Origin of the sequence: Brevundimonas sp. SGAir0440, from assembly GCF_005484585.1 — a bacterium.
Taxonomy (GTDB): Bacteria; Pseudomonadota; Alphaproteobacteria; order Caulobacterales; family Caulobacteraceae; genus Brevundimonas.
The window spans coordinates 3,008,642-3,033,428 of record NZ_CP039435.1 but is presented as its reverse complement, the minus strand read 5'-3'; the positions used below and the strand labels follow the sequence as shown (position 1 = coordinate 3,033,428).

The 24,787-nt window shown below is 67.9% G+C and carries 30 protein-coding genes; 26 read left to right on the top strand and 4 right to left on the bottom strand.

Annotated features, from left to right (window positions below):
- Position 1: 1 nt before the first annotated feature.
- Positions 2-406, bottom strand: a complete 405-nt coding sequence (gene arsC / locus E7T10_RS14975) for an arsenate reductase (glutaredoxin) (RefSeq protein ID WP_137722409.1) — start codon at positions 404-406, stop codon at positions 2-4.
- Positions 407-411: 5 nt separating this feature from the next.
- Positions 412-747, bottom strand: a complete 336-nt coding sequence (locus tag E7T10_RS14970; protein ID WP_137722408.1) for a helix-turn-helix transcriptional regulator — start codon at positions 745-747, stop codon at positions 412-414.
- A gap of 80 nt (positions 748-827) precedes the next feature.
- Between E7T10_RS14970 and E7T10_RS14965 the strand changes: the two genes are divergently transcribed.
- Complete coding sequence (locus tag E7T10_RS14965; RefSeq protein WP_137722407.1) at positions 828-2,111, top strand: arsenic transporter; 1,284 nt, start codon at positions 828-830, stop codon at positions 2,109-2,111.
- Positions 2,112-2,115: 4 nt separating this feature from the next.
- Here E7T10_RS14965 and E7T10_RS14960 read toward each other — a convergent pair whose 3' ends face one another.
- Positions 2,116-2,316, bottom strand: a complete 201-nt coding sequence (locus E7T10_RS14960; RefSeq protein WP_055753936.1) for a hypothetical protein — start codon at positions 2,314-2,316, stop codon at positions 2,116-2,118.
- A 137-nt stretch (positions 2,317-2,453) separates the two neighbouring features.
- Here E7T10_RS14960 and E7T10_RS14955 point away from each other — a divergent pair, with 137 nt between their 5' ends.
- The 13 genes from E7T10_RS14955 to E7T10_RS14895 all read left to right on the top strand — a co-directional run bounded on the left by E7T10_RS14955 (position 2,454) and on the right by E7T10_RS14895 (position 12,019).
- Positions 2,454-3,227 carry a YebC/PmpR family DNA-binding transcriptional regulator gene (locus E7T10_RS14955; RefSeq protein WP_045809692.1) on the top strand — a complete coding sequence of 258 codons (774 nt, stop codon included), beginning with the start codon at positions 2,454-2,456 and terminating at the stop codon, positions 3,225-3,227.
- Between the two features lie 84 nt (positions 3,228-3,311).
- Entirely contained in the window at positions 3,312-3,830 is a 519-nt protein-coding gene (locus tag E7T10_RS14950; protein WP_137722406.1) for a hemerythrin domain-containing protein, read from the top strand.
- A gap of 76 nt (positions 3,831-3,906) precedes the next feature.
- Positions 3,907-4,602, top strand: a complete 696-nt coding sequence (locus tag E7T10_RS14945) for an MgtC/SapB family protein (protein ID WP_137722405.1) — start codon at positions 3,907-3,909, stop codon at positions 4,600-4,602.
- Positions 4,603-4,648: 46 nt separating this feature from the next.
- Positions 4,649-5,167 (top strand): crossover junction endodeoxyribonuclease RuvC, encoded by a 519-nt coding sequence (ruvC, locus tag E7T10_RS14940; protein ID WP_137722404.1) that lies wholly within the window; start codon positions 4,649-4,651, stop codon positions 5,165-5,167.
- On the top strand, positions 5,164-5,781 hold the full coding sequence (ruvA, locus tag E7T10_RS14935; RefSeq protein ID WP_137722403.1) for a Holliday junction branch migration protein RuvA: 618 nt from the start codon (positions 5,164-5,166) through the stop codon (positions 5,779-5,781). Before ruvC ends, ruvA begins: the two co-directional genes overlap by 4 nt.
- A gap of 172 nt (positions 5,782-5,953) precedes the next feature.
- Positions 5,954-6,985: a Holliday junction branch migration DNA helicase RuvB gene (ruvB, locus tag E7T10_RS14930; protein ID WP_137722402.1), complete on the top strand. Its 1,032-nt coding sequence runs from the start codon at positions 5,954-5,956 to the stop codon at positions 6,983-6,985.
- A 57-nt stretch (positions 6,986-7,042) separates the two neighbouring features.
- On the top strand, positions 7,043-8,509 hold the full coding sequence (locus E7T10_RS14925) for an alpha/beta hydrolase (RefSeq protein WP_137722401.1): 1,467 nt from the start codon (positions 7,043-7,045) through the stop codon (positions 8,507-8,509).
- Positions 8,510-8,514: 5 nt separating this feature from the next.
- On the top strand, positions 8,515-8,883 hold the full coding sequence (locus tag E7T10_RS14920; protein ID WP_137722400.1) for a hypothetical protein: 369 nt from the start codon (positions 8,515-8,517) through the stop codon (positions 8,881-8,883).
- The gene (locus E7T10_RS14915; protein ID WP_137722399.1) at positions 8,880-9,743 is read left to right on the top strand and encodes a hypothetical protein; all 864 of its coding nucleotides are present in this window, start codon (positions 8,880-8,882) and stop codon (positions 9,741-9,743) included. Before E7T10_RS14920 ends, E7T10_RS14915 begins: the two co-directional genes overlap by 4 nt.
- Before the next feature lie 5 nt (positions 9,744-9,748).
- Positions 9,749-10,207: a tol-pal system-associated acyl-CoA thioesterase gene (gene ybgC / locus E7T10_RS14910; RefSeq protein WP_137722675.1), complete on the top strand. Its 459-nt coding sequence runs from the start codon at positions 9,749-9,751 to the stop codon at positions 10,205-10,207.
- 25 nt (positions 10,208-10,232) lie between these two features.
- Complete coding sequence (locus E7T10_RS14905) at positions 10,233-10,667, top strand: hypothetical protein (RefSeq protein ID WP_137722398.1); 435 nt, start codon at positions 10,233-10,235, stop codon at positions 10,665-10,667.
- Positions 10,668-10,807: 140 nt separating this feature from the next.
- Positions 10,808-11,560, top strand: a complete 753-nt coding sequence (tolQ, locus tag E7T10_RS14900; RefSeq protein WP_137722397.1) for a protein TolQ — start codon at positions 10,808-10,810, stop codon at positions 11,558-11,560.
- A gap of 3 nt (positions 11,561-11,563) precedes the next feature.
- Complete coding sequence (locus E7T10_RS14895; RefSeq protein ID WP_039246166.1) at positions 11,564-12,019, top strand: ExbD/TolR family protein; 456 nt, start codon at positions 11,564-11,566, stop codon at positions 12,017-12,019.
- Here E7T10_RS14895 and E7T10_RS15815 read toward each other — a convergent pair.
- Entirely contained in the window at positions 11,994-12,500 is a 507-nt protein-coding gene (locus E7T10_RS15815) for a hypothetical protein (protein ID WP_168189961.1), read from the bottom strand. The two genes, E7T10_RS14895 and E7T10_RS15815, sit on opposite strands and share 26 nt — an antisense overlap.
- A gap of 522 nt (positions 12,501-13,022) precedes the next feature.
- Here E7T10_RS15815 and tolB point away from each other — a divergent pair.
- The 12 genes from tolB to E7T10_RS14830 all read left to right on the top strand — a co-directional run bounded on the left by tolB (position 13,023) and on the right by E7T10_RS14830 (position 24,773).
- Positions 13,023-14,399: a Tol-Pal system beta propeller repeat protein TolB gene (gene tolB / locus E7T10_RS14885; protein ID WP_137722396.1), complete on the top strand. Its 1,377-nt coding sequence runs from the start codon at positions 13,023-13,025 to the stop codon at positions 14,397-14,399.
- 140 nt (positions 14,400-14,539) lie between these two features.
- Positions 14,540-15,103: a peptidoglycan-associated lipoprotein Pal gene (gene pal, locus E7T10_RS14880; protein WP_039246161.1), complete on the top strand. Its 564-nt coding sequence runs from the start codon at positions 14,540-14,542 to the stop codon at positions 15,101-15,103.
- 127 nt (positions 15,104-15,230) lie between these two features.
- Positions 15,231-16,370 carry a DUF3667 domain-containing protein gene (locus E7T10_RS14875; RefSeq protein WP_137722395.1) on the top strand — a complete coding sequence of 380 codons (1,140 nt, stop codon included), beginning with the start codon at positions 15,231-15,233 and terminating at the stop codon, positions 16,368-16,370.
- Positions 16,371-16,411: 41 nt separating this feature from the next.
- Entirely contained in the window at positions 16,412-17,257 is an 846-nt protein-coding gene (locus E7T10_RS14870) for a tol-pal system protein (RefSeq protein WP_137722394.1), read from the top strand.
- A 116-nt stretch (positions 17,258-17,373) separates the two neighbouring features.
- Positions 17,374-18,492 carry a tRNA lysidine(34) synthetase gene (locus E7T10_RS14865; protein ID WP_246846052.1) on the top strand — a complete coding sequence of 373 codons (1,119 nt, stop codon included), beginning with the start codon at positions 17,374-17,376 and terminating at the stop codon, positions 18,490-18,492.
- 86 nt (positions 18,493-18,578) lie between these two features.
- Positions 18,579-20,534 (top strand): ATP-dependent zinc metalloprotease FtsH, encoded by a 1,956-nt coding sequence (ftsH, locus tag E7T10_RS14860; protein ID WP_137722393.1) that lies wholly within the window; start codon positions 18,579-18,581, stop codon positions 20,532-20,534.
- A gap of 171 nt (positions 20,535-20,705) precedes the next feature.
- The gene (locus tag E7T10_RS14855) at positions 20,706-21,923 is read left to right on the top strand and encodes an acyltransferase family protein (protein WP_168189960.1); all 1,218 of its coding nucleotides are present in this window, start codon (positions 20,706-20,708) and stop codon (positions 21,921-21,923) included.
- A gap of 64 nt (positions 21,924-21,987) precedes the next feature.
- Complete coding sequence (locus E7T10_RS14850; protein ID WP_137722391.1) at positions 21,988-22,641, top strand: hypothetical protein; 654 nt, start codon at positions 21,988-21,990, stop codon at positions 22,639-22,641.
- A gap of 3 nt (positions 22,642-22,644) precedes the next feature.
- On the top strand, positions 22,645-22,947 hold the full coding sequence (locus E7T10_RS14845) for a transcriptional regulator (RefSeq protein ID WP_137722390.1): 303 nt from the start codon (positions 22,645-22,647) through the stop codon (positions 22,945-22,947).
- Positions 22,947-23,543 carry a YdeI family protein gene (locus E7T10_RS14840; protein ID WP_137722389.1) on the top strand — a complete coding sequence of 199 codons (597 nt, stop codon included), beginning with the start codon at positions 22,947-22,949 and terminating at the stop codon, positions 23,541-23,543. The genes E7T10_RS14845 and E7T10_RS14840 overlap by 1 nt, the downstream gene beginning before the upstream one ends.
- Positions 23,544-23,563: 20 nt before the next feature.
- Entirely contained in the window at positions 23,564-24,352 is a 789-nt protein-coding gene (folP, locus tag E7T10_RS14835; RefSeq protein ID WP_137722673.1) for a dihydropteroate synthase, read from the top strand.
- A 64-nt stretch (positions 24,353-24,416) separates the two neighbouring features.
- A complete protein-coding gene (locus E7T10_RS14830; protein ID WP_017506765.1) occupies positions 24,417-24,773 on the top strand; it encodes a DMT family protein in 357 nt (118 codons plus the stop codon).
- Positions 24,774-24,787: the final 14 nt, after the last annotated feature.

The window sequence follows — 24,787 nt, the reverse complement described above, 5'->3', positions numbered from 1 at the left end:
CCTAGGCGTCGAGAATGACCTGGCCGTCTTCCTTGACGAAGGGCTTGGAGAGAGTGTCGGGCAGCAGGTCCAGCACCGCCTCGGACGGGCGGCACAGCTTCACCCCCAGGGGCGAGACGACGATGGGGCGGTTCATCAGAATCGGATGCGCCGCGATGGCGTCCAGCAGTTGGTCGTCCGACAGGGCGGCGTCGTCCAGGCCGAGGTCGGCGTAGGGCGTGCCCTTTTCGCGCAGGATATCGCGCACCGATCCGCCCATCCGTTCGACCAGTTGGGCCAGCAGCGCACGGCTGGGCGGGGTCTTCAGGTACTCGATCACATGCGGCTCGATCCCGACGTGGCGTATCAGGGCCAGGGTGTTGCGCGACGTGCCGCAGGCGGGGTTGTGATAGATGACGACGTCCATTGGCCTCAGTCGCAGCAGGGGGCCAGTTCGGCCAGCAGGGGTTGGCAAAGCTCGGCGCGGCCCTGGCAGCAGTCCTTGAGCAGGAACAGCACGACCTCGCCCAGTCGATCCAGATCAGCCCGGTAGATGATCGACCGGCTGCGCCTCTGGGACACAATCAGTCCGGCGCGCGACAGCACGCCCAGATGCGCCGACATCGTATTGGTCGGAACGGCGAGCCGGTCCGCGATCTCTCCGGCCGGCAGTCCGTCCGGCGCATGGCGGACAAGCAGCCGAAAGGCGTCCAGTCGCGTGGATTGCGCCAGGGCGGCGAGCGCGAGAATAGCCGGTTCGGATTCCATTATTCCAAGATACTGGAAATATGGTTTCGTGCAAGCTAGAGGGGTGCTGCGGTCGTTGGTCGACCGGGATGGAGCCGCCCATGATCGTCGCCTTTCTGATCTTCGCGGTCACCATCACCCTGGTGATCTGGCAGCCGAAGGGCCTGCAGATCGGCTGGAGCGCGATGGGCGGTGCGGCGGCGGCGCTGTTGCTTGGCGTCGTCACCCTAGCCGACATCCCCGTGGTCTGGGACATCGTCTGGAACGCCACGGCGACCTTCGTCGCGATCATCATCATCAGCCTGTTGCTGGACGAGGCCGGCTTCTTTGAATGGGCGGCGCTGCATGTCGGGCGATGGGGCGGCGGCCATGGGCGCCGGCTGTTCGTCCTGTTCGTCCTGCTGGGCGCGGCGGTGTCGGCGGTCTTCGCCAACGACGGGGCGGCGCTGATCCTGACGCCCATCGTCATCGCCATGCTGCTGGCGCTCGGCTATGGCCCCAAGGCGACGCTGGCCTTCGTGATGGCGGCGGGTTTCATCGCGGATGCGGCCAGCCTGCCGCTGGTGGTGTCCAACCTGGTCAATATCGTCTCGGCCGACTTCTTCGACATCGGCTTCGACCGCTATGCGGCGGTCATGGCGCCGGTGAACCTGGCGAGCATCGCGGCGACGCTGATGGTGCTGTTTGTGGTGTTCGGGCGCGATATTCCCAAGGCCTATGACGTGGAGCGCCTGGCCACGCCGTCCAGCGCGATCAAGGACCGGGCGACCTTCCTCTGGGGCTGGATCATCCTGGCGTTTTTGCTGATCGGCTTCTTCGTGCTGGAGCCGCGAGGGGTCCCGGTGTCCGCCGTCGCCGCGACGGGGGCGGTCGTCCTGTTGGTCGTGGCGGGGCGCGGCGCGGTCGTCAGCACGACGAAGGTGCTGCGCGAGGCGCCGTGGCAGGTCGTGATCTTCTCACTGGGGATGTATCTGGTCGTCTATGGGCTGGGCGACGCCGGTCTGACACGCCAGATCGCCGGCCTTCTGGACGGATTCGCGCAGGGCGGGGTCTGGGGCGCGGCCTTCGGAACCGGGTTCCTGACGGCCTTCCTGTCGGCTATCGCCAACAATATGCCGACGGTCCTGATTGGCGCCTTGTCGATCGACGCTTCGGGCGCGACCGGCGCAGCGAGGGAGGCGATGATCTACGCCAATGTCATCGGCAGCGACCTGGGGCCGAAGATGACGCCCATCGGCTCATTGGCCACATTGCTGTGGCTGCACGTCCTGGCGCGGAAGGGCGTGAAGATCGGGTGGGGCTATTATTTCAAGGTGGGCATGGTGCTCACCCTGCCGGTTTTAGGCGTCGCCCTTGCGGCCCTGGCCTTACGCTTGAGCGTCTAGCGCCTCAGTCGTCCAGGCGGCCGATCAGGAACAGGGCGCCGACGGCGGTCAGGGCGCCCAGGGTGAAGGCGGTGACGATGGCGCCGGTGGCGACGGCGGTGGAGACGGTCACCGGGCGGGCTTCGTACCACTCGACGATGTCGGCCTCGTGCAGGTCCTCGTCCATATAGCCTTCGGCTTCATAGATGGTGTCGTCGGCGGTCATGACTTTACGCTCCGTCTGTCTCGCCCGGATCAATACGCCCAAACGGTCGAGGTTCCACCCCCGCTGCCTATCGTGACAGGATGACGCTCTTCGTTTAGGACCGCCCGCTCAGGTTCAGAACGCTCAAAGACGATCCCATGGCCGGCCACTCGAAATTCAAGAACATCATGCACCGCAAGGGGCGCGCCGATGCGCAGCGCTCCAAGCTGTTCTCCAAACTGTCGCGCGACATCACCGTGGCGGCCAAGTCGGGCTTGCCGGATCCGGCGGCCAACCCGCGCCTGCGCCTGGCGGTCAACAACGCCAAGGCCGAAAGCCTGCCCAAGGACGTGATCCAGCGCGCCATCAACAAGGCCTCCGGCGGCGACGTCGATACGATGGAAGAGGTCCGCTACGAGGGCCGGGGTCCGGGCGGCGTGGGCATCATCGTCGAAGCCTTGACCGACAACCGCAACCGCGCGGCGTCCAACATCGGCGCGGCCTTCAAGAAGAACGGTGGCGCCCTGAGCGAGATGAACTCGGTCGCCTTCATGTGGGACAAGGTCGGCAAGATCACCTACGCCGCCGAGGCCGGTTCTGAAGACGCCGTGATGGAGGCCGCCATCGAGGCCGGCGCCCAGGACGTCGAGAGCGACTTGGTCAAGCCCGACATCTATGAGGACGCGCCGGGCCACACGATCTGGACCGCCTTCGAAGACCTGAACGACGTGGCCGAGGCCATGTCCAAGGTGCTGGGCGATCCCAAGTCCACCGCCATCGTGTGGAAGCCGCAGTCCGAAGTGCCGGTGACCGGCGAGGCCGTCGGCACCCTGTTCAAGCTGCTGGACGCGCTGGACGCCGAGGACGACGTGTCGGCGGTCTATTCGAACGAGGACATCTCCGACGAGGACGCGGCCAAATACGCGGGCTGATCCCGAACGACCGCGAGTCGTTCGCACGGAACCGGGTCGTGCGCCGGGCGTAACGAGGCTTCACCGTTACGCCTGGAGCCCCCTATGGACATCACCCAGCTGATCCTCGACGACCATGCCGAACAGCGTCGGCTGTTTGCGATCATTGAACAGATCGACCCCAAGGACACCGATGCGCTGAGCGCCGTCTGGTCGCGGTTGTCGGCGTTCCTGGATGTGCACGCCGAGGCCGAGGAGCGGCTCTTCTATCCCGAGCTGCTGAAGCAGGGCGAGGGCGCCAACGACGCCGAGGACGGCACGGTCGAGGGCGAGACCGAAGACGCCATCGAGGATCACAACAAGCTGCGCGACGCGGTCAAGGCGGTCGAAAAGCACAAGGTCGGCACCAAGGCCTGGTTCGACGCCGTGGGCGAGGCGAACGTCGTCAACTCCAAACACATGGGCGAGGAAGAGCGGCAGGGGCTGACTGACTTCCGCATGAACGCCGACGTCGAGACGCGCCATGCGCTGGCGGTCAAGTTCGCCGCCTTCGAGGCCGAGTACATCACCGGCGTCAAGCCGGTGAACAAGGACCCGGAGACCTATATCGAAAAGCACGGCTGAGGCGGTCGCTGCGACCACGATGTCGCAGCATCGTCCGTGAAAGGAACATCCGCGCTCGGCCCGTCGTTGAGCGCGGATGAATCTGGGTAGTCTGGAAGGCGCCGTCCTGCCGATCCTCGGCGCGGTGATCGCGGGCGGGGTCATCGGTTTCGAGCGCGAATGGCGAGGCCGGGCGGCGGGCCTGCGAACGCACATCCTGGTCAGCCTGGCGTCGGCCCTGCTGATGCTGGCGGCCATGTCGCAGGCGGACTGGGCGTTCCGCGCCCTGCCCGACGAGAACATCGTCACAGACCCGACGCGGATGGCGCACGGCGTGCTGACGGGGATCGGGTTCCTGTGCGCCGGGGTAATCTTCCGCACCGGGTTTTCGATCCATGGGCTGACCACGGCGGCGTCGCTGTGGATCACCTCGGCGATCGGCATTTTATTCGGGGCCGGCCTTTATGCGCTGGGCGCGGCGGCGACGGTGGTCACGGCCCTGATCCTGATCGGGCTGAAGCTGATCAGCGGGCGTTTGCCGGCGCGCACGGTCGTGGACGCCGAAGTCTGCTGGGAACGGCGCGAAGCTTCGCCCGAGCCGGCGATCGAGGCGGCGCTGAAAGCCATCGATGCGGACGCGCGACACGACCGGTTCGAGCTGATCGATGGCCAGACCGTTCGACGGACCTGGCGATTGAAGGCAGCCGAGGAAAGCCAGCTGAAGCGGCTGGCGGAACAGCTGTGCGCCATACCGGGCGTGGTCGCCTACAGCCTGGACCCGCGCGACGACTGAAACCGTTTATTGCCCGATAACCCTCTTTGCGGCATGAGGGGAACGGATGGCGAACGAACCTGTCAGAATCATCGGCCTGGACCCCGGTCTGCGACGCACCGGCTGGGGCGTGATCACGTCCGACGGTGCGCGCCTGCGCTGGATCGCGCACGGGGTCGTGGCGCCGCCCGAGGCCGCGCCGTTCAGCGAGCGGCTGCTGCATCTGTTCGAGGCGCTGGGAGCGATCTGCGCCGACCACGGCTGTGAGGAGGCGGCGGTGGAAGAGGTGTTCGTCAATGTGAACCCGTCCTCGACGCTGAAGCTGGGTCACGCGCGGGCGGCGGTGATGCTGGCCCCGGCCAAGGCGGGTCTGACGGTGGCGGAATATTCGCCGAACCTGATCAAGAAGGCGGTGGTGGGCGCAGGCCATGCCGACAAGAGCCAGATCGCCTTCATGGTCAAACGGCTGCTGCCGACCGCGGGCGAGGTGAAGGCGGATGCGGCCGACGCCCTGGCGGTTGCGATCACCCATGCGCAACTGAGGAAGCGGTCCTTGCTGGAAGCGATGCACCGGGGGGCGGCGTGATCGGGCGGTTGAGAGGCGTGCTGGCCGAGGTCGGCGAGGCGGAATGCCTGATCGACTGTGCCGGCGTGGGCTATGTCGTGTCGTGCGGGGCGCGGACGCTGGGGCGGCTGCCGGCGCCGGGCGACGAGGCGACGGTGCATGTCCATTCGCAGTGGAGCGAGGATGCGGGGCCGCGCCTGTATGGATTTCTGACGCGCGATGAGCGGCGGGCCTTCACGACCCTGCTGGCCATTCAGGGCGTGGGGCCCAAGGCGGCGTTGGCCGTGCTGGACGTTCTGCCGCCCGGCGAACTGGCGTCGGCGGTGGCGCGCGAGGACAAGGCGGCGGTGGCGCGGGCCAACGGCGTGGGGCCCAAGCTGGCGCTGCGGATCGTGACCGAGCTGAAGGGCAAGGCGTTGGGCGACGCCAGCTTTGCACCCGTCGCACCTGGCATGCACGTCGAGATCGCACCGCCCGTTCCGTCCATCACCGGCGAGACCGTGTCGGCCTTGCTTGGGCTGGGCGTCGCCGAGGTCAATGCGCGTCGGGCCGTGGATCAGGCGTTGATTCGTCTGGGCGAAGAGGCGGAGCTGTCGGCGGTGATCCGCGCGGCGCTGCAGGAGTTGGGGCGGTGAGAAGGGAGTGGCGAGTGGCGAGTGGCGAGTGGCGAGAAGTGAGAAGTGCTAGTGAGCAAGAGGTGAGCTGCGACGCGTCTGCGGTCTTTCGGATCGGCTCACCTCTGCGCTCACTTCCCGGCTCACTCTTCACTCTTCACTCGCCACTCGCCACTCGCCACTCGGGCCAGCCATGACCCGCGTCATCTCCCCCGAGGCCGAGACCGGCGAATCCTTCGATCGCGCGCTGCGGCCGCAGACCTTGTCGGAGTTCGTCGGCCAGTCGCAGGCCAAGGGCAATCTGAAGGTCTTCATCGATGCGGCGCGCGGGCGGGCCGAGGCGCTGGACCATGTGCTGCTGTTCGGACCGCCGGGACTGGGCAAGACGACGCTGGCGCAGATCGTCTCGCGCGAGCTGGGCGTGGGGTTCCGTGCGACCTCCGGGCCGATCCTGGCCAAGGCGGGCGATCTGGCGGCGATCCTGACCAACCTCGAGCCGCGCGACGTCCTGTTCATCGACGAGATCCACCGCTTGAGCCCCCAGGTCGAGGAGATCCTGTATCCGGCCATGGAGGATCATGTGCTGGACCTGATCATCGGCGAGGGGCCATCGGCGCGCTCGGTGCGGATCGATCTGGCGCCGTTCACCCTGGTGGGGGCGACGACGCGGGCGGGCCTGTTGGCCACGCCGCTGAGGGACCGCTTCGGCATTCCGCTGCGATTGGAGTTCTACACCCCCGACGAACTGACCGCGGTGGTGCGCGGCACGGCGCGCAAGATGGGCGCGGGGATCGACGAGGCCGGCGCGCGCGAGATCGCGTCGCGGGCGCGCGGCACGCCGCGCATCGCCGGGCGTCTGCTGCGCCGGGTGCGGGATTTCGCCTCGGCCGAAGGCGCCGAGACGATTTCGAAACTGGTGGCGGCGCGGGCGCTGGCGCGGCTGGAGGTGGACGAGGCCGGGCTGGACAGCCTGGACCGGCGGTTCCTGAAGGCGTTGATCGAGAACTATGGCGGCGGGCCGGTGGGGATGGACACCCTGGCGGCCGCCATCGCCGAGGCGCGCGACGCGGTCGAGGACGTGATCGAACCCTATCTGCTGCAACAGGGCTTCATCATGCGCACCCCGCGCGGCCGCATGGCCTGCGCCAAGGCCTATGCGCATCTCGGCCTCAGCGCGCCGGCGCAACTCGCCGCCGGACCCGTGCCGGGCGACCTGTTCGAATAGGCGTTGCCAAGCGAGGCGGGCGGGGGTTTGCTGGGGGAGAACCGGAGCCGTCGTCCCATGATCCTGCGCACCCTGGCCGTGATGGCGTTTGCGGCCGGCCTGACCGGTCTGGCGCCGCCTGCGAGGGCGGCGGCCCCCGTCTTCACCGACAAGCCCTGTCCCGGTGATTGGCCGACGGGTCTGCGCGAGGTGCGGTGCGGAACCCTGACGGTGGACGAGGCGCGCGACGGCTCGGTCAGCGATCGGCGTATCGATATCGCGGTGGTCATCTTCAAGGCCAGCGCGCCCTACAAGGACGCCTCGGGTCAGACGCTGCCGCCGATGGTGATGTTCCACGGCGGGCCGGGCGGCGCCCTGACGCCGGGGGCGGGACGGATGCTGGCGGCGCTGCGTCGCAATCCGGAAGCCTTTGCGGTGGATCAGGACGTGATCTTGTTCGACCAGCGGGGCGGCGGCGCGAGCAACCCGTCGATGGACTGTCCAGGCGTCGAGCTGACCGATGCGGGGCCGCCGTCCGACAAGGATCGCGACGGGCTGATCGCCTGTCTGAAGGGCTATCAGGCGCAAGGGATCGACCTGAACCAGTACAACGCCGCCGCCATCGCCGACGATGTGAAGGACATGGCCCAGGCCCTGGGTCTGGACAAGATCGATCTGTGGGGCGGATCGTACGGGCCACGCATCGAGGCGGCGGTCATCACCCATCAGCCCCAGATCGTGCGCGCCGCCGTGATGGACAGCCCCTGGCCGCCAGAGGGCAACTGGGCCGTCGGCACGCCCGAACAGGTGTCGGCGGCGGTCAAGATCATCCTGGCCAAATGCGCGGCCCAGCCGGCCTGCGCGGCGCAGCATCCGGACCTTCAGGCGCGGTTCGAGGCCGAGGCGCGCAAATGGCTGGCCGGTCCGGTGACAGGCAAGGACCGGCGCAACTTCAACGTCGACGACCTGTCGGCCTTCCTGATGGACACGACCTATAGCGCGGCGGGGGTGCGCAGCCTGCCGGTCGATCTGGACAAGATCATCGCCGGCGACCTGACGCCGGTCGCCGAGATCGCCGAGGACCGGACCTATTATTTCGAGGGCCAGCACATGGCCCATCTGTGCAAGGAAGAACTGCCGTTCGAATCCAAGGCGCGGCTGGCGGCCGGGGCGGCGGGCGATCCGGTCGCCGAGGTGCTGGTCCCGTCGCTGTCGCGGCTGTTCGACGTCTGCGCGGCGGTGGGCGAACGGCCGGCGGCGCCGATCGAGAACCTGCCGGTCCAGACCGACATCCCGACCCTGTTCGTCGCCGCCGAGATCGATCCGGGCTGTCCGCCGCCGCTGACCGAGGCCGCCGCCAAGGGCTATGCGAACAGCCAGGTCGTGATCGTGACCAATGCGACCCACGGCGTCATCAACGCCAGCCCCTGCACGCGCAAGATGGCGCGCGACTTCCTGCGCGATCCGTCCAGGCCGGTGGATCGAACCTGCCTGCCCGCCGCCGACACGCCGCTGGACTTCACCCTGGAAGCGCCCGCCGCATGAGGGTGATGCGCCATCGCAGCCCGCTTCAGCAGCGTCTGATGATCGCGGCGGCGCTGGTTCTGGCCCTGTGCGCGGTCGGCGTCTGGGTGCTGATGCAGCCGGCGAACACCCCGTCGCCCGAGCCCGCCGATGCGCGGGTGATGCGCCAGATCCGCACCCAGGCGGGGCGCGGCGCCGAGCTGCGCTACGCCGAGAACGGCGAAAGGCGATCGGTGTGCGGCTATGTCGGGCGCGTCGCGGGCGGACCGGCGGTGGGCTTCGTCTCCATCCCCAACCGCATCCTGTTCAGCGACGACCCCCTGCCGACCGAGTTCCGCGAAATGCGCCAAAGCTACTGCCCCGGCTTTATGGCCGCGCCGAACCGCCAGCCGTGATCCGTCGTCGTTTGAAGGGGCCAGCACTCGCCCTGATCGCCCAGATCGCGGCGACGGCGGCGATCAGCCTGCTGGCGATCCGGGCGGCCGGGGCGGGGACGGCGTCGATTGCGGTCCAGGCCGCGGCGTTTCTGATCGGGGCGGTGGCGCTGTTGGCGGCGTCGCGGATGGCGCGGCCGGGCCGGGGCCCGAGGTTGATCTCGGCGGCGGCGATCCTGGTCGTCGCCGTCCTGATGCTGACGATGGGCGTGGAGATGCAGGGCGCGCATCGCTGGCTGGCGCTGGGGCCGGTTCTGATCCACCCCGCCTCAGTCCTGGGCGCGCCGCTGCTCTGGCTCGTGGCGCAGGACGCAGACGATGTGTGGACGGCAGGCGTCGCCGCCCTGACGATCCTGACGTTCGGAGTCGGCTTCGACGCAGCCGCCAGCCTGGCCTTCGCGGTGGGAACGACCGGGTTGCTGACGGCGGCGAGAGGGTCGTGGAAGACGCTGGCGCCGCTGGCGGCCCTGTCCTGGATTCTGGCGCTCTGGAGCCTGACGCGTTCGGAGGCGCTGCCGCGCGTTCCCTATGTCGAGGGTGTCGTGCCGACGGTTTGGGCCATGTCGCCGATCCTCGGCGTGGCGGCGGGCCTGGCGTTGGTCGTCCTGTCGGCCCCGTTTCTTTGGATGGGATGGCGCGCGCGCGGCTCCGGAGCCGCCGTCGGACTGGCCATGGCCGGGTTCTGGATCGGTCTGTCGGCGGGCAATCTGCTGGGCGCCTATCCGGCGCCGGTGGTGGGATATGGCGCTTCGCCGGTGATCGGATGGCTTGTCGCGATCGGACTGGCTATGGCGACTGCACGACGCACGAGGTTTCAGTGACCGCAATCTCCGACCAACCCACCGCCGGCCGTTTCGAGGGGCGCGATCACCTGTTGCCGGTGCGCGTCTATTACGAGGACACCGATTTCACCGGCTTGGTCTATCACGCCAACTATGTGCGCTATTTCGAGCGGGGGCGGTCCGATTTTCTTCGCGCCATCGGGGTGGGGCACGCCGATCTGCTGGAGGAGGCCGAGCCGCTGGCCTTCGTGGTGTCAGAGTTAAATATCAGATATCTCAAGCCCGCGCGGATCGACGACGCCCTGGTGGTGCGCACCGTCTATGAGCAGGTGAAAGGCGTGCGGCTGATCATCCGCCAGAGCGTGGAGCGGGCCGGCGAGGTGTTGTGCCGCGCCGAGGTGACGGCGGTGTGCATCCATCTGGACGGGCGGCCGCGACGGCCGTCGAAGGGTCTGGTCGAGAAGGTCACGCCGTGGCTGGCGGCCGGCGGGACCGCCGACTAGGATCGCGCCAACGAGGGGAAACGTCATGGCCGCAGAAACCTACAAGATGTCCGCCAGCGCGGTGATCGTCATGATCCTGCTGTTCGTGCTGCTGATCGGCGGCGGGCTGGTGGGCTGTCCCTATTACAAGGTCTGGGAGCGCAAGATGGCGGGCCAGGCCGAGCTGCAATACCAGCAGGGCGCGCGCCAGGCCCTGATCGCGCAGGCCGCCGCCGAGGACGAGGCGGCGATCAAGCGGGCCGAGGCGGCGACGCGCCGGGTCCTGGGCTGGACCGATGCGGCCAAGCGCGGCTGCGCCGAACTGGGCCGGGCGGGCGATCGCCAGTGCGAGGAGCAGCTGCTGAAGGACGCCGCCACCTATTCCATCGCCAAGGAAGGCCACGAGGGCGTCATCATCAGCGTCGGCGCACCCGTGTCGGTCGCGGTCGATCCGAACGCGGGGCGGACGGCGTCCGAGTAACTCGCTGTTAACCCTTATGACGCGCCTGTCAGATGACGGGCGGACGGGTCGGGGCTAAACGGGCCGGACGCCACACAATGGTCACGTCCGCTCGGTCGAAGAGGGGACGTGACGATCTCGATTCCGCCCGGAGCGCCTGAATGACCACGCCTGTCGACGCCGCGATGATGAACCCGGTCGAGCTGTTCCTGACCGCCGACTGGGTGGTCAAGAGCGTGATGATCGGGCTGGCGGCGGCCTCGGTCTGGTCGTGGACGATCATCATCGACAAGGCGGTTCGGTTCACGGCGCTGAATAAGCGCGCCGACGAGTTCGAAAAGTCGGTTCAATCGGGCCGGTCGCTGGAAGAGGTGGCGTCCCAGGCCGGACCCGAGCCGGACCATGCCCTGCCGCGCATGCTGGTGATCGCCCTGTCGGACTGGCGCGAGGCGCGTCAGCGCGGGGTGTTGAACGAACATCAGGGCGAACTGCTGCTGGTGCGGATCGACAAGGCGATGAACAGCCTGATCTCGCGCGAGGGCCAGCGGATCGAGAATGGCCTGGGCGTGCTGTCGGTGGTGGCCACGGCCTCGCCCTTCATCGGCCTGTTCGGCACGGTGTGGGGCATCATGAATGCGTTCGGGCGGATCGCGGCGGCGGGCAACACCAATCTGACCACGGTGGCGCCGGCCATCGCTGAAGCCCTGTTCGCCACGGCCATCGGCCTGGCGGCGGCCATCCCGGCCTATATCGCCTACAACAAGTTTTCGATCGACGCGGGCAAGTTCACGGGGCGCCTGGAGGCCTTCGCCGACGATCTGCAGGCCGCCGTGGCGCGCCGCCTGGGCAGCCCGTCGGCCCCGCCGCCTCCGCCCCCGCCGTCCAGCGACCTCAGCCTGAAGCGGGGCGTCTGAGCCATGGCCCTGGGCGGTGGTGGTGCGAGCGGCGGCGGGCGCCGCGGGCGCAGGGGGCGCAAAGGCCCCCTGACCGAGATCAACGTCACGCCCCTGGTGGACGTGATGCTGGTGCTGCTGATCATCTTCATGATCTCGGCGCCCCTCCTGACGGTGGGCGTGCCCGTCGAACTGCCCAAGACCGAGGCCAGCGCGGTCGAGATCAAGTCCGAACCCCTGTCGGTCAGCATCGATCAGCAGGGCGCGATCTTCGTCGGCGACAGCGAGACGGCGTTCGACGCCCTGTCCACGCGCCTGTTGACCGAGGCCGGCGGCGCCGACAAGGCGGCCGAGCGGCCGGTGTTCGTGCGGGCCGACGGGCGCGCGCCCTATCAGGCGGTGGCGCGGGTGATGGCGCGGTTGAGCGCCTCGGGCTTCACCAAGCTGAACCTGATCACCGACACGGCGCCGGAGGCCTGAATCCTTTGCGTCGGCCGAGCCCCGCCATCCTCGGATCACTGGCCCTGCACGCCGGGGTGATCGCGCTCGCCTTCGTGATGGTGTCGCACAAGACGGACGAGGACGAGACGCCGCTGGTCGCCTCGGTGCCGGTGACCATCGTGTCGGAAGAGGTGATCCAGGCGGCGCCGGCGGACAATCCGCAGCCCGAACCCTCGCCCGACGACGCCGCAACCGCCCCGGTGCAGCAGCCCGATCCCGTGCCGCCGACGCCGGAACCGACGCCGCCGCAACCCCAGCCGCGCCCGACCCCGACGCCGCCGCGGCCCACGCCGCCGCGCCCGGCGCCGACGCCCACGCCAACGCCGAAGCCCACGCCGACCCCGACGCCGCCGCGTCCGACGCCTCGACCCCAGCCGCCAACGCCTGCGCCGCCGACCAAGGCCCAGCCGACTCCGCGCCCGGCGACGCCCGCGCCCGCCCGCCCGGCGCCCCAGCGCACAGAGCCGAGCCTGGATCTGGACGCCCTGGCCGGACCGACGCGCCCGACCAACAATCGCGGCCGACCGGCGACGGGTCAGCAGGGGGCAGGCGCGGCGTCCCAGGCCACGGGCCCGCAGCTATCCGCGCTTGCTGGTCAAGTAAGCCCGCACTGGAACATCAACTGTGAAATGCCGGGCATGGACAGAATGGTCATCAGGGTGACTGTTCGCTTGACGGCAGATGGAAATATTGTGGGTTCTCCCACTTTGCAGAATCCACAAAGTGATGCGTCGTGGCGTGCAGCATCGGACGCAATGCTCAGAGCATTGCGCGCTGCCTCTCCGTTTAGGGTGCCCGCAGGTTTTCAGGCACAAGAAGTGCCCTTCCGGTTTGAAACCGCTAGAAAATGCGGAAATCGATAGAGGTCAGGTAAAGAGGCCTGTTCCCGACCGAATGTCGCCCCAATCGCCATGAAGCTGGCGGTTGTCATAACGTCCGATGATAAGGGCGAGACTGTCTTTCCAATGCTTGGGAGCAAATTATGCGTCTGAACCTTTTGATGGCATCCGCCGCCGTCGCCCTAGTCGCTGGGCCAGTATCGCTTAATCCCTTAAACGCCCAAGCTGCGCCTCAGAACGCGCAGACGCAGGATGTGGTGGTTGATGACGGCGTGCTGCGTCCCCTTCAGATCGCGGTTGTGCCGTTCGCCGGGACGCACGGGTCGGACATCTCCAATGTGGTCAGCGCCAATCTGAAGCGGTCGGGCTTCTTCGAGCCGCTGAACCCGTCCAGCTTCATCGAGACCGGCCTGACCCTGGCCAATGCGCCGAACTTCCCTCAGTGGACCCAGATCGGCGCGCAGGCGGTGCTGTATGGCGGGGTGACGCTGCGCGGCGACGGGCGGCTGGACGTCGGCTTCCGGCTGTATGATCCCTACCGTCAGTGCCAGCTGGTCAGCTATCAGTTCACCGCGACCCAGGAGCAATGGCGCCGGATCGCGCACAAGATTTCCGACGTCATCTATCAGCGCATGACCGGCGAGGCGGGCTTCTTCGATAGCCGCGTGATCTTCGTGTCCGAGGAGGGCACGCAACTGAACCGGATCAACCGCCTGACCATCGCCGATCAGGACGGGTTCAATCCGACCTATCTGACGCAGGGCGACGAGGTGATCATGTCGCCGCGCTTCTCGCTGTCGCAGCCGGACGAGATCACCTATGTGGCGCTGGGCAAGGATTACAGCCGCATCTATCTGTATAATCTGACCACCGGCCGGCGCGAGAGCCTGGGCGAGTTCGACGGTCAGGTGCTGGCGCCGCGCTTCTCCAACGACGGCAACAAGATCGCGTTCTCGATCATTCGGGGCGGCAATACCGACGTCTATGTGATGGACCTGAGAAGCCGTCAGATCACGCGTCTGACCAGCGATCCGGGCATCGACACCTCGCCGTCGTTCAGCCCGGACGGCAGCCAGATCGTCTTCACCTCGGACCGTTCGGGTTCGGCGCGCCTGTATGTCATGCGGTCGGACGGATCGGGCCAGCGGCCGATCTCGCGCGGCGGCGGCATTTATACGGCCCCGTCGTGGAGCCCGACCGGCAATCTGATCGCCTTCACCAAACAGGGCGGCGGCCGGTTCTCGACCGGGGTGATGAACGCCGACGGTTCGGGCGAGCGCATCCTGTCCTCCAGCTATTTCGAGGAAGGCCCGAACTGGGCGCCGAACGGTCGATACGTCATGTTCGCGCGCCAGACGCCGGGCGGCGACACGCGTCTGTGGACCGTGGACCTGTCGGGGCGCGTGGTGTCGCAGGCGGGCTATAACGGGCGCGGGACCGACCCGGCCTGGTCGCCGCTGCTCGACCGTGGCCCGAGCAATCTGGGCGTGAACCAGGGCGCCGACAGCTGCCCCGCCTAAACGCCGCACCGACACCGTCGGAGCCTTAAAGCTCAACTGTGCGTTATCGCCTCTAGCGTCGAAAAATCGGCCGAGGCAGACAGTAAAGCCAAGCTTGAGGCCCGCCCCTCGCCAGAAACGATACGTCAGGAGACGACCCCATGAAGACTTCCCGCATTCTCAAACTGGCGATGGTCGGCTGCGCCGTCGCCGCCATGGCCGCCTGCACCCGAAAGCCCCCGGTCGAGACCGGCGTGCCCGGTCCGAACGACGGCACGACGCAACCGACGGGTCCGGCCTATCCGACCGCGCCCACCGGCCCGGTGACTGGCGGCAACATGGGTTCGGCCGCGCCGGGGACCGAACAGGACTTCGTCGTCAACGTCGGCGACCGCATCTATTTCGACCTGGATTCCTATGAGGTCCGTCCCGAGGCCATGCCGCGCCTGGACGCCCAAGCCCAGTGGCTGCAGCGCTATCCGTCCGTGACGGTCCGCATCGAAGGCAACGCCGACGAACGCGGCACGCGCGAATACAATCTGGCGCTGGGCGCCCGCCGTGCAGAATCAGTGCGCACCTATCTGATCAATCGGGGCATTCCGGCCGGCCGGATCGACACCATCAGCTTCGGCAAGGAGCGGCCGATCGCGGAAGGTTCGAACGAAGACGCCTTCGCCCGCAACCGCAACGCCCACACCGCCATCGTTTCGGGCGCGCCGCGCTGACGACCGGCTGATCGGCTGATCTGAAGGAGGCGCCGGCCGCAGGGTAGGCACCTCTTTTCGTTTCCGCGCTTGTCCTGACGCCGGGCTGGCGGCAGAACCGTCGTCACAGGGATCGGGGGATCAGCGAATGGATATCGAAGGGGCGGGCGCCGTCGTCACGGCCGGACTGGTCGCAGGCGCGATCGAAAAGCCGACGGGCAAGGCCGGCGAGGCCCACGCCCACGGCGTCTGTTCCGACTGCGGGGCCGAAACGAGCGGCAACTTCTGCGCAAACTGCGGCCAGCCGACCCACGTCCACCGCAGCCTGCTGCACCTTGGCGAAGAGCTGCTGCATGGGGTCATGCATTTCGACGCCCGGATCTGGCGCACCCTGCCGCTGCTGTGGCTGAACCCGGGAAAGCTGACGCGCGAGTGGGTCGAGGGCAAGCGCACGCGCTACGTCTCCCCGCTGGCGATCTTCCTGTTCACCCTGTTCGTGATGTTCTTCGCGCTCAGCTTTGCGCCGCACCCGGAATCCAAGGCCGAGGGCGCCGAGATGGCCGAACGGATCGCGTCCCAGCGTGTCGGTCTGGCCGAGGCGGAAAAGGCCCTGATCCAGATGCGGGCCGAAAGCGGCGCCCAGCCGGACCCGACGATGCAGATGGCGATCAACGCCGGACAGAAGCTGGTCGACGATCGCCGCGCGGCCCTGGCCCGGCTGGAGACCGAGCAGCGCGACGGTCGCGCCGACGGTCTGAAGCCCGGCAGCTGGCAGGCCGGGATCAAGGACATGGCGACCGAAGAGGCCGGCGAAACCAAGCTGAAGGTCATGGGCAAGGACGCCGAGAAGGAGGGGCACGGCATCGGCGCCACGGTCCTGAAGAAGCTGCAGAACCCGGACCTGGCGGTTTATAAGTTCCAGCAGACGGTGTACAAGTTCGCCTTCCTGCTGGTGCCCTTGTCGATCCCGTTCGTGGCCCTGCTTTTCCTGTGGAAGCGCAGCTTCACCCTGTACGACCACGGGGTGTTCGTTCTGTATTCGCTGACCTTCATGGCCATGCTGCTGATGCTGATGGTCATCGCCGGAACCTTCTGGGGGACATTCGGCCTGGTGGTGATCAATCTGGCGGCGCTATCGATCCCGGTGCACATGTTCGCCCAGATGAAGGGCGCCTATTCGCTGTCCTGGTTCTCGGCCCTGTGGCGGACGATCGCGCTGTTGGTGTTCTGCAACATCGTGGTCGGCCTGTTCATCGCGGCCATGGTCTATCTGGGGCTGGGGCACTAGCTCGGCCTTGCGGCGGCCCCAAATCGGTGAAAGCTAGACGCATGACCAAGCTCTCGATTTCTCGCGTTCATCTGCTCGCCGCCGCCGCCCTCGGGGTTGTCCTGATCGGAGGCGGCGCGGTCGCCCAGCAGGTCCAGCCCAACATCATGGAGCGGACCGAGTGGGACAATCGCCGCCTGGACCAGCTGGACCGCAATGTGCGCCGGCTTGAGCGCGCCCTGACCCAGAGGAACGCCGTCGGCCAGCCCGTGCTGGTCGAGCCGGACCCCGAGGTGGTGACGCTGCAGGGGCAGTTCGCCCTGATGGACCGACGCCTGGGCGACCTGGAGGCCACGGTGCGCCGGATCAACGGCGACAACGAGCGGCTGACCTTTCAGCTGGACGAGGCCACGCGCGAGAACGAGACGCTGAAGACGCGTCTGGCGGACGCCGAGGGCCGGTTGCAGAAGCTGGAAACCCAGGCCGAACTGAATGCGCCGATCGAGGCGACCTCGCCCACCGGCGACGCGACGCGCGATCTGGCGGCGGCGGCGGCCCTGCTGGCGACCGACAAGCCGCGCGGCGAGCGGGCGCTGGAAACGGTGATCGCGGCTTGGCCCGATACGCCGCAATCGCGTGAGGCCAACTCGCGTCTGGGCGACCTGCGGGTGGCGGCGAACGACAAGGCCGGGGCGGTGCCCTATTATGCCGCCGCGCTGAAGGACTGGCCGCGCATCGGCTGGGCGGCGGATACGACGCTGAAACTTGCCGACGCCCTGTTCGCGACGCAGCGGAAGCCGCAAGGGTGCGCGGCCCTGGCGGAGTTCACGCGCCGCTATGCGCCCGCCGCCTCCGACCCGCAAAAGGCGCGGGCGGCCCAGTTGAAGACGACGGGTTCCTGCGCCTGACGGCTGACCCGAATCTCAGAGCGCGAGCGTTCGCGCGGCTGGATGCGCGACTGACGCGGGACACGGGCCGGCCGCTGGCGCTCGCCCTGTCGGGGGGCGGAGACTCCATCGCTCTGTTGCGGCTGACGACGGAGTGGGCGCGGACGCGCGGGCGTTCGGTGCTGGCCCTGACCGTCGATCATCGGCTGAATGCGGACAGCGGCCGCTGGACCGACTTTGCGGGCCGGGCGGCGCGGGACGCCGGAGCCGACTGGCGTCGGTTGAGCTGGGATGGGGACAAGCCCGCGACCGGGCTGACGGCGGCGGCGCGCGCGGCGCGGCATGGTTTGATGGCGGATGCGGCGCGCGAGGCGGGGGCGTCGGTCGTCCTGTTCGCCCACACCGCCGACGACATCGCCGAGGCCGACCTGATGCGAAGCGAAGGCTCGACCCTGGGGCGGGTCCGCGAATGGTCGCCGTCGCCGGCCTGGCCCGAGGGACGAGGCCTGATGCTGTTGCGGCCACTGTTGGGCGAGCGGCGGGCGGGGTTGCGCGACTGGTTGGCGGGGCAGGGGGCGGACTGGATCGAGGACCCCGCCAACGCCGATCCTCGATTCGGCCGCAGCCGGGCGCGGCAGGCGCTGGCGGGCGCGGCGCCGCAACCGGTCGATCAGTCGCCGCTAAAAACCGGGGCGCGGCCGACGATGGACGGCGAGGCCATGGCGCGCGTGGACCGGGGCGTGGTCGCGCGGGCGATGGCGGCGGCTCTGGTCTGCGTCGGCGGCGGATCGACGCCGCCTCGGGGCGCGCGGTTGGACGCCCTGACGGCGCGGCTGAAGGCGGGTCAGGACTTCGCGGCGACCCTGTGCGGGGCGCGGATCGAGGCTGTCGGGCCGGCGGTGCGGCTGATGCGCGAGGCCGGCGAGCTGGGCAGACGAGACATTTCGCCGCTGGCGCTGAGGCCCGGCGTCGAGGCGGTGTGGGACGGCCGGTTCGTCTTTTGCGCCGATCGTGCCGGTTGGTCCGTCGTGGCGGCGCGGGGGCGGTTGGCCAGCCTGTCGGACGCCGACAGGACCGAGATCAATCGGCTGCCGGCGGCGACGCGCGGGGCCTGGCCTGTGTTGATCAGGGACGGCGCTGTGGCCCCGGTTCTTGCAGGCGAAGGGGTCGAACGGCGCGGTCTTGTCGCGGAACGGCTCAGGCTGGCGCTGGACGAAACGACGCACGAAGACGACCTGATTTCCGCCACCCGATAGCGTAACGCTGATTAAGCCCCTATTTTCCCAGACAGACACATCCAGACCGTCGATCCCACCCGGGTCGCGGACGACCGAGGACCTCAATGAACCTGCGTAATCTGGCGATCACCGGCGTGATCATTCTGGCGTTGCTGGCGGGCTATGCGGCGCTGTCGCAGGGCGGCGCCATGAACGGCGTGACGGGCCAGCCGGCCGGCAAGCCCGAGGCCATCAGCTATTCCCAGCTGGTGCAGCGCGTGAATGCGGGCGAGGTCAAACAGGTAACCATCCGCCTGGACAAGGTGAACGGCGAGCTGAAGAACGGCGAACGCTTCACCTCCACCACCGTCTATCCGAACGAACAGCTGGTGGCCCAGATGCTGCAGGCGGGCGTCGAGATCGACGCCAAGTCGGGCGGCCAGTCGATCTGGATGAGCCTGCTGCTGGGCATCCTGCCGATCGCGCTGCTGATCGGGGTGTGGATCTTCTTCATGCGCCAGATGCAGGGCGGGGCGAAGGGCGCCATGGGCTTCGGCAAGTCCAAGGCCAAGCTGCTGACCGAGCACAAGGGCCGCAAGACCTTCGACGACGTCGCTGGCGTGGACGAGGCCAAGGACGAACTGCAGGAGGTCGTCGACTTCCTGAAGGATCCGGGCAAGTTCCAGCGTCTGGGCGGCAAGATCCCCAAGGGCGCCCTGCTGGTCGGCCCTCCCGGCACCGGCAAGACGCTGCTGGCGCGCGCGGTCGCGGGCGAGGCGGGCGTGCCCTTCTTCTCCATCTCGGGTTCGGACTTCGTCGAGATGTTCGTCGGCGTCGGCGCCAGCCGCGTGCGCGACATGTTCGAACAGGCCAAAAAGAATGCGCCCTGCATCATCTTCATTGACGAGATCGACGCCGTGGGTCGTCACCGTGGCGCGGGTCTGGGCGGCGGCAATGACGAGCGTGAGCAGACGCTGAACCAGCTGCTGGTCGAGATGGACGGCTTTGAGGCCAGCGAGAACATCATCCTGATCGCCGCGACCAACCGTCCCGACGTGCTGGATCCGGCTCTGCTGCGTCCCGGCCGCTTCGACCGCCAGGTGGTGGTGCCGAACCCCGATGTCTCGGGCCGCGAACGCATCCTGCGCGTCCACATGAAGGACGTGCCGCTGGCCGCCGACGTCAACGTCAAGACCATCGCGCGCGGGACGCCCGGCTTCTCGGGCGCCGACCTGGCCAATCTGGTTAACGAGGCGGCCCTAATGGCGGCGCGCAAGGACCGTCGCATGGTCACCCACCGCGACTTCGAAGACGCCAAGGACAAGGTGCTGATGGGCTCGGAACGTCGCTCCATGGCCATGAACGAGGAAGAAAAGCGCCTGACCGCCTATCACGAGGCTGGTCACGCCATCGTCGCCATGAACGTCAAGATGGCCGACCCGGTGCACAAGGCGACCATCGTCCCGCGCGGCCGGGCGCTGGGCATGGTGATGCAGTTGCCGGAGGGCGACCGCTATTCGATGAAGTATCAGCAGATGATCGACCGGATCGCCATCATGGCGGGCGGCCGCGTCGCCGAGGAGCTGATCTTCGGGCCGGAGAACATCACCTCGGGCGCCAGCTCGGACATCGAACAGGCGACCAAGCTGGCCCGCGCCATGGTCACCCGCTGGGGCTTCTCGGACAAACTGGGCACTGTGGCCTACGGCGAAAACCAGGAAGAGGTCTTCCTGGGCCACTCGGTCGCCCGCAGCCAGAACATCTCCGAAGAGACGGCGCGCACCATCGATGAGGAAGTCCGTCGCCTGGTGACCTCGGGCTGGGACGAGGCGCGCACGATCCTGACGACCAAGGCCGAGGACCACGAGAAACTGTCTCAGGCCTTGCTGGAATATGAGACCCTTTCGGGCGAGGAGATCAAGGACCTGCTGGAGAAGGGCGTCGCGCCGAACCGCGACGAGAACAACTTCCCCAACGCCGGGCCTTCGGTCTCGGTGCCGGTGACGCCGGTGTCCGACGGCACGGACATCGAGGTTCCGGTCGCCGCGCCGGCCGCGACGAGCGTGCCGACGGTTCACTGAACCCAGGCCTGATCTGAATGCGGAAAGCCCGCCGGGAGAGCCATCTCCCGGCGGGTTTTTCTTTGGGCGTCTTGCTGACCCACTGGCCGGAGCAACAACCATTCTGACGAACAAGTTTGCATCACAAACATGTCTGTGAGATATGGCGGTCTCAATCGTGGGAGGGACGTCATGTTGATATCGAGAGCAGAGCAGGAGGAGCGGCTGCACGGATTGGATGCGTTGCGCGCCGGGGCGCTGCTGCTGGGGGTGCTGCTTCACGCCAGCCTGTCCTTCTTTCCGCAGCAGATCTGGATCGTGGCGGACGACAGCCGGTCGATCGGCGCCGCCTGGCTATTCTTCGCCAGCCATCTGTTTCGCATGACGGCCTTCTTCCTCATCGCGGGCTTGTTCGCGCGCAGGATGCTGACGCGGCAGGGCTGGGTCGCCTTCGCCAAGGATCGGGTGGTGCGGATCGCCGGGCCGCTGGCGGCCTTCTGGTTTCCGGTCATGGCAGGGATCGTCACGGCCCTGGTCTGGAACGCTCATGCCAATGGTCTGGTGACGCCCGGCGCGCCGCCGCCTCCGCCGCCGACCTATGACTGGACCAACTTTCCACTGACCCACCTGTGGTTTCTGTGGGTGCTGACCCTGTTCTACGCCGTCGTCCTGATCGTGCGGGCGGCGCTGGCTGTGCTGGATCGCAAGGGACGGGCGGGCCCGGTCGTGGACAGGATCACCGGCGCGCTGATCGGCCCGTGGACGCCTGCCGTGCTGGCGGCCCCGCTCGCCTTTGCGCTATGGCTGGATCCGAAGTGGATCGCCTTCTTCGCCGTGCCGACGCCGGACGCGGGCGTGATCCCGAACACCTCCGCCCTGGTCGGATTCGGCCTCGCCTTCGGCCTGGGCTTCGTGCTGGACCGGCGGCGTGATCTGCTAGACCGTATCGCCAAGGCGTCGCCGCTGTTCCTGAGCATGGCGCTGGTTTCGGGCGTCGCGGCCTATGTGCTGGCGGGCGGACCGAACATCGCGCCCATGGGCGAGCCGGCGGCCCGAAAGGCCCTGGCCGCCGCCGTCACGGCGGTCGCCATCTATGCCTCGGCCTTGGCGGCCATGGGACTGTGCCTGCGGTTCGCCTCGGGCCACAGTCCAGCCCGGCGCTACCTCTCCGACGCCTCCTACTGGATCTATATCGTTCACCTGCCGCTGGTCATGCTGGCCCAGGTCTGGGTGCAGGATTGGGCCGGGCCGTGGTGGGTGAAGCTGATCGGCGTGTCGGCGGGCGTCTTCGCCGTGTGCCTGGCGTCCTACGAACTGCTGATCCGTCACAGTTTCATGGGGCGGTGGCTGAATGGCCGGCGCGTGCCGTGGCGCAACCGGCCTGCGCCTGCCCTGATCCCCGCCGAATAATTTGCAAACCCTTCCGGCGGCGTCCATCCGAGGGACGCGCCCGTCGCACAGGAATCACACAGCGATGTCCGACAAGTCCCGCACCGGCCCGGAGGCCGACCTGGCCTTCATGAAGGCCATTGTTCAGGGCGGCAATAATCCCAGGGCGACCCTGACGCTGGGCGTCGCCTATCTGGCGGGCGGTCTGCTCTACGGTCTGCAATGCCTGTTCCATATCGGTCAGGTGTGGGGGATCGTGCGCTGGCCGCCGCTTGGAAATCTCAGCTTCGTGGTCGCCATTACGGTCGCCTTCCTGATCGTCCTGACCTGGGCCGTGCGTGAGGACCGCAAGGCTGGGACGGCCGGCCCGATCGTCACCCGCACGCTGAATGCCGCCTTCAGCGGCGCGGGCATGGCCAATCTGGCGATCATCATCGTGTTCGGCGTGGGCGCGCGCCGCGATCAGGACTTCGCGGTCTGGCTCTATTATCCGGCGATGATCTTCGCGCTGCAGTCGGCGGCCTGGTTCGTGGCCTACAGTCTGAAGAAGAAGCCATGGATGCTGGCGACGTCGTTGGGCGGCTGGATCACGGCGGTCGCGCTGGGCGTGCTGGTGCGCGACGCGGTGGTCTATCTCTACGTCTGCACCCTCGGCCTGTTCGTGCTCTTCGCAGGACCGGGCTGGATCATGACGCGTGCGGCGCTGAAGGCCCGCGCCGTCGATACGGACGCCGGCTGATCCATGGGGCTGGACGCGCTCGGCAAGATCGACGAGGTCATCCACGGCCGGATGCGGCTGGGGATCATGGTCTATCTGGCCGACGCCGAGGCCGCCGACTTCACCGAGCTGAAGACGGTGCTAGAGGCGACGCAGGGCAATCTGTCTGTCCACATCAGGAAGCTGGAGGAGGCGGGATACGTCGCCGTGGCCAAGAGCTTTGTTAACAACAAGCCCCTGACCCGCGTGTCCATCACTCCGTCAGGGCGAAAGGCCTTCGCCGCCTATCTGGAGGCGCTGGGCGGCCTGATCGGGCGGTCGGCCTGATGGCGCCGCCGGTCGTTGATCCGCACAAGGTGCAGGCGTTCGAGACGCCCCATGCGTTCGAGGCCTGGCTGGCGGCGAACCACGACCGCGAGACCGAGCTCTGGATCCGCATCTTCAAGGTCAAGTCGGGCGTCGCCTCGATCACCTGGGTCGAGGCGGTGGATGTGCTCCTGTGCTGGGGCTGGATCGACGGGATCAAGAAAAGCCTGGATGCTGAAAGCTTCCTGCAACGTGTCTCGCCGCGCGGTAAGAAGAGCGTCTGGAGCCAGATCAACGTCGCCAATGTCGCGCGCCTGATCGAGGAAGGGCGGATGACGCCGCACGGGATGAAACACGTCGAGGCGGCCAAGGCGGATGGGCGCTGGGACGCGGCCTACCGCATCAAGGGCTCGACCGCGCCCGACGACCTGATGGCCGCCATCGACGCCGAGCCGCAGGCTCGGGCGACGTTCGACACCCTGACGGCGCAGAACCGGTTCGCCCTGACCTATCGCACCGAGGCGCCGAAGACCCCGGCGGGCCGCGTCAAGGCCATCGCCCGCCTGGTGGAGATGCTGAAACGGGGCGAGACGCCCCACCCGCAGAAGAGGGCGTGACCGTGTCGATTCCGCAGGTGATGGGCATCGTCAATGTGACGCCCGACAGCTTCTCGGACGGGGGGCGGTGGGCCTCGACCGAAGGCGCGATCTATCAGGCCATGCGTCTGGTCGCGGACGGAGCGGACGTGCTGGACATCGGCGGCGAGAGCACCCGGCCGGGCGCCGAGCCGGTGGGCGAGGCCGAGGAGATCGCGCGGGTCGCCCCGGTCATCGCCGGCGTCCGCGCGCGCTGGGGCGGGGCGATCAGCATCGATACGATGAAGCCCGCCGTCGCCCGCGCCGCCGTCGCGGCCGGGGCGACGATGTGGAACGACGTGACCGCGCTGAGCCACGCGCCCGACAGTGCGGCGGTCGCGGCCGAACTGGGTTGCGACGTCGTGCTGATGCACATGAAGGGCGAGCCCCGGACGATGCAGTCTGACCCCCGCTATGAGGACGTGGTGGGCGAAGTGCGGGATTATCTGCGCAGCCGGGCCGAGGCGGCGATGGCGGCGGGCGTGGCGCGCGAGCGGATCTGGCTGGATCCCGGCATCGGGTTCGGCAAGACGCTGGCGCATAACATGGCGCTGACGGCGCGGTTGGACGCGCTGGTCGATCTGGGCTTTCCGGTGCTTTACGCCGCCAGCCGCAAGCGCACGATCCAGGCCATCGATCCAACGGCGACCCTGGCGACCGACCGGCTGGGCGGGTCGCTGGCCCTGGCGCTGGAAGGCGCGCGACGCGGGGCGCGGATGGTGCGGGTCCACGACGTGCGCGAGACGGTGCAGGCGCTGAAGGTTCAGGCGGCGGTGAAGGCGGCGGCTTAAAGGTCCGCGACGGACGGTCGCAGCCGGTGTAGAGGACAGGTCTGCAACAGCCTTGATGCGCCCCATGCCCCTGACCGCCTACATCGCCCCCATCGTCATGCTGTGCCTGTCGAACGTCTTCATGACCTTCGCCTGGTACGGCCATCTGAAGTTCGACCACAAGCCGCTGTGGATCCTGGTGATCGCCAGCTGGGGCATCGCCTTCTTCGAATACTGGCTGGCCGTGCCAGCCAACCGGATCGGCATCCAGGTCTATTCGCCGGCCGAGCTGAAGACGATGCAGGAGGTGATCACCCTGTTGGTCTTCGCCGGGTTTTCGGTCCTGTATCTGGGCGAGAAGCTGACGGTGAACCACCTGGTCGGCTTCGCCTTCATCGCGCTTGGGGCCTTCTTCATCTTCAAGGGGCCGCTGGGCGGCTGATCGCGGCTTGCTCC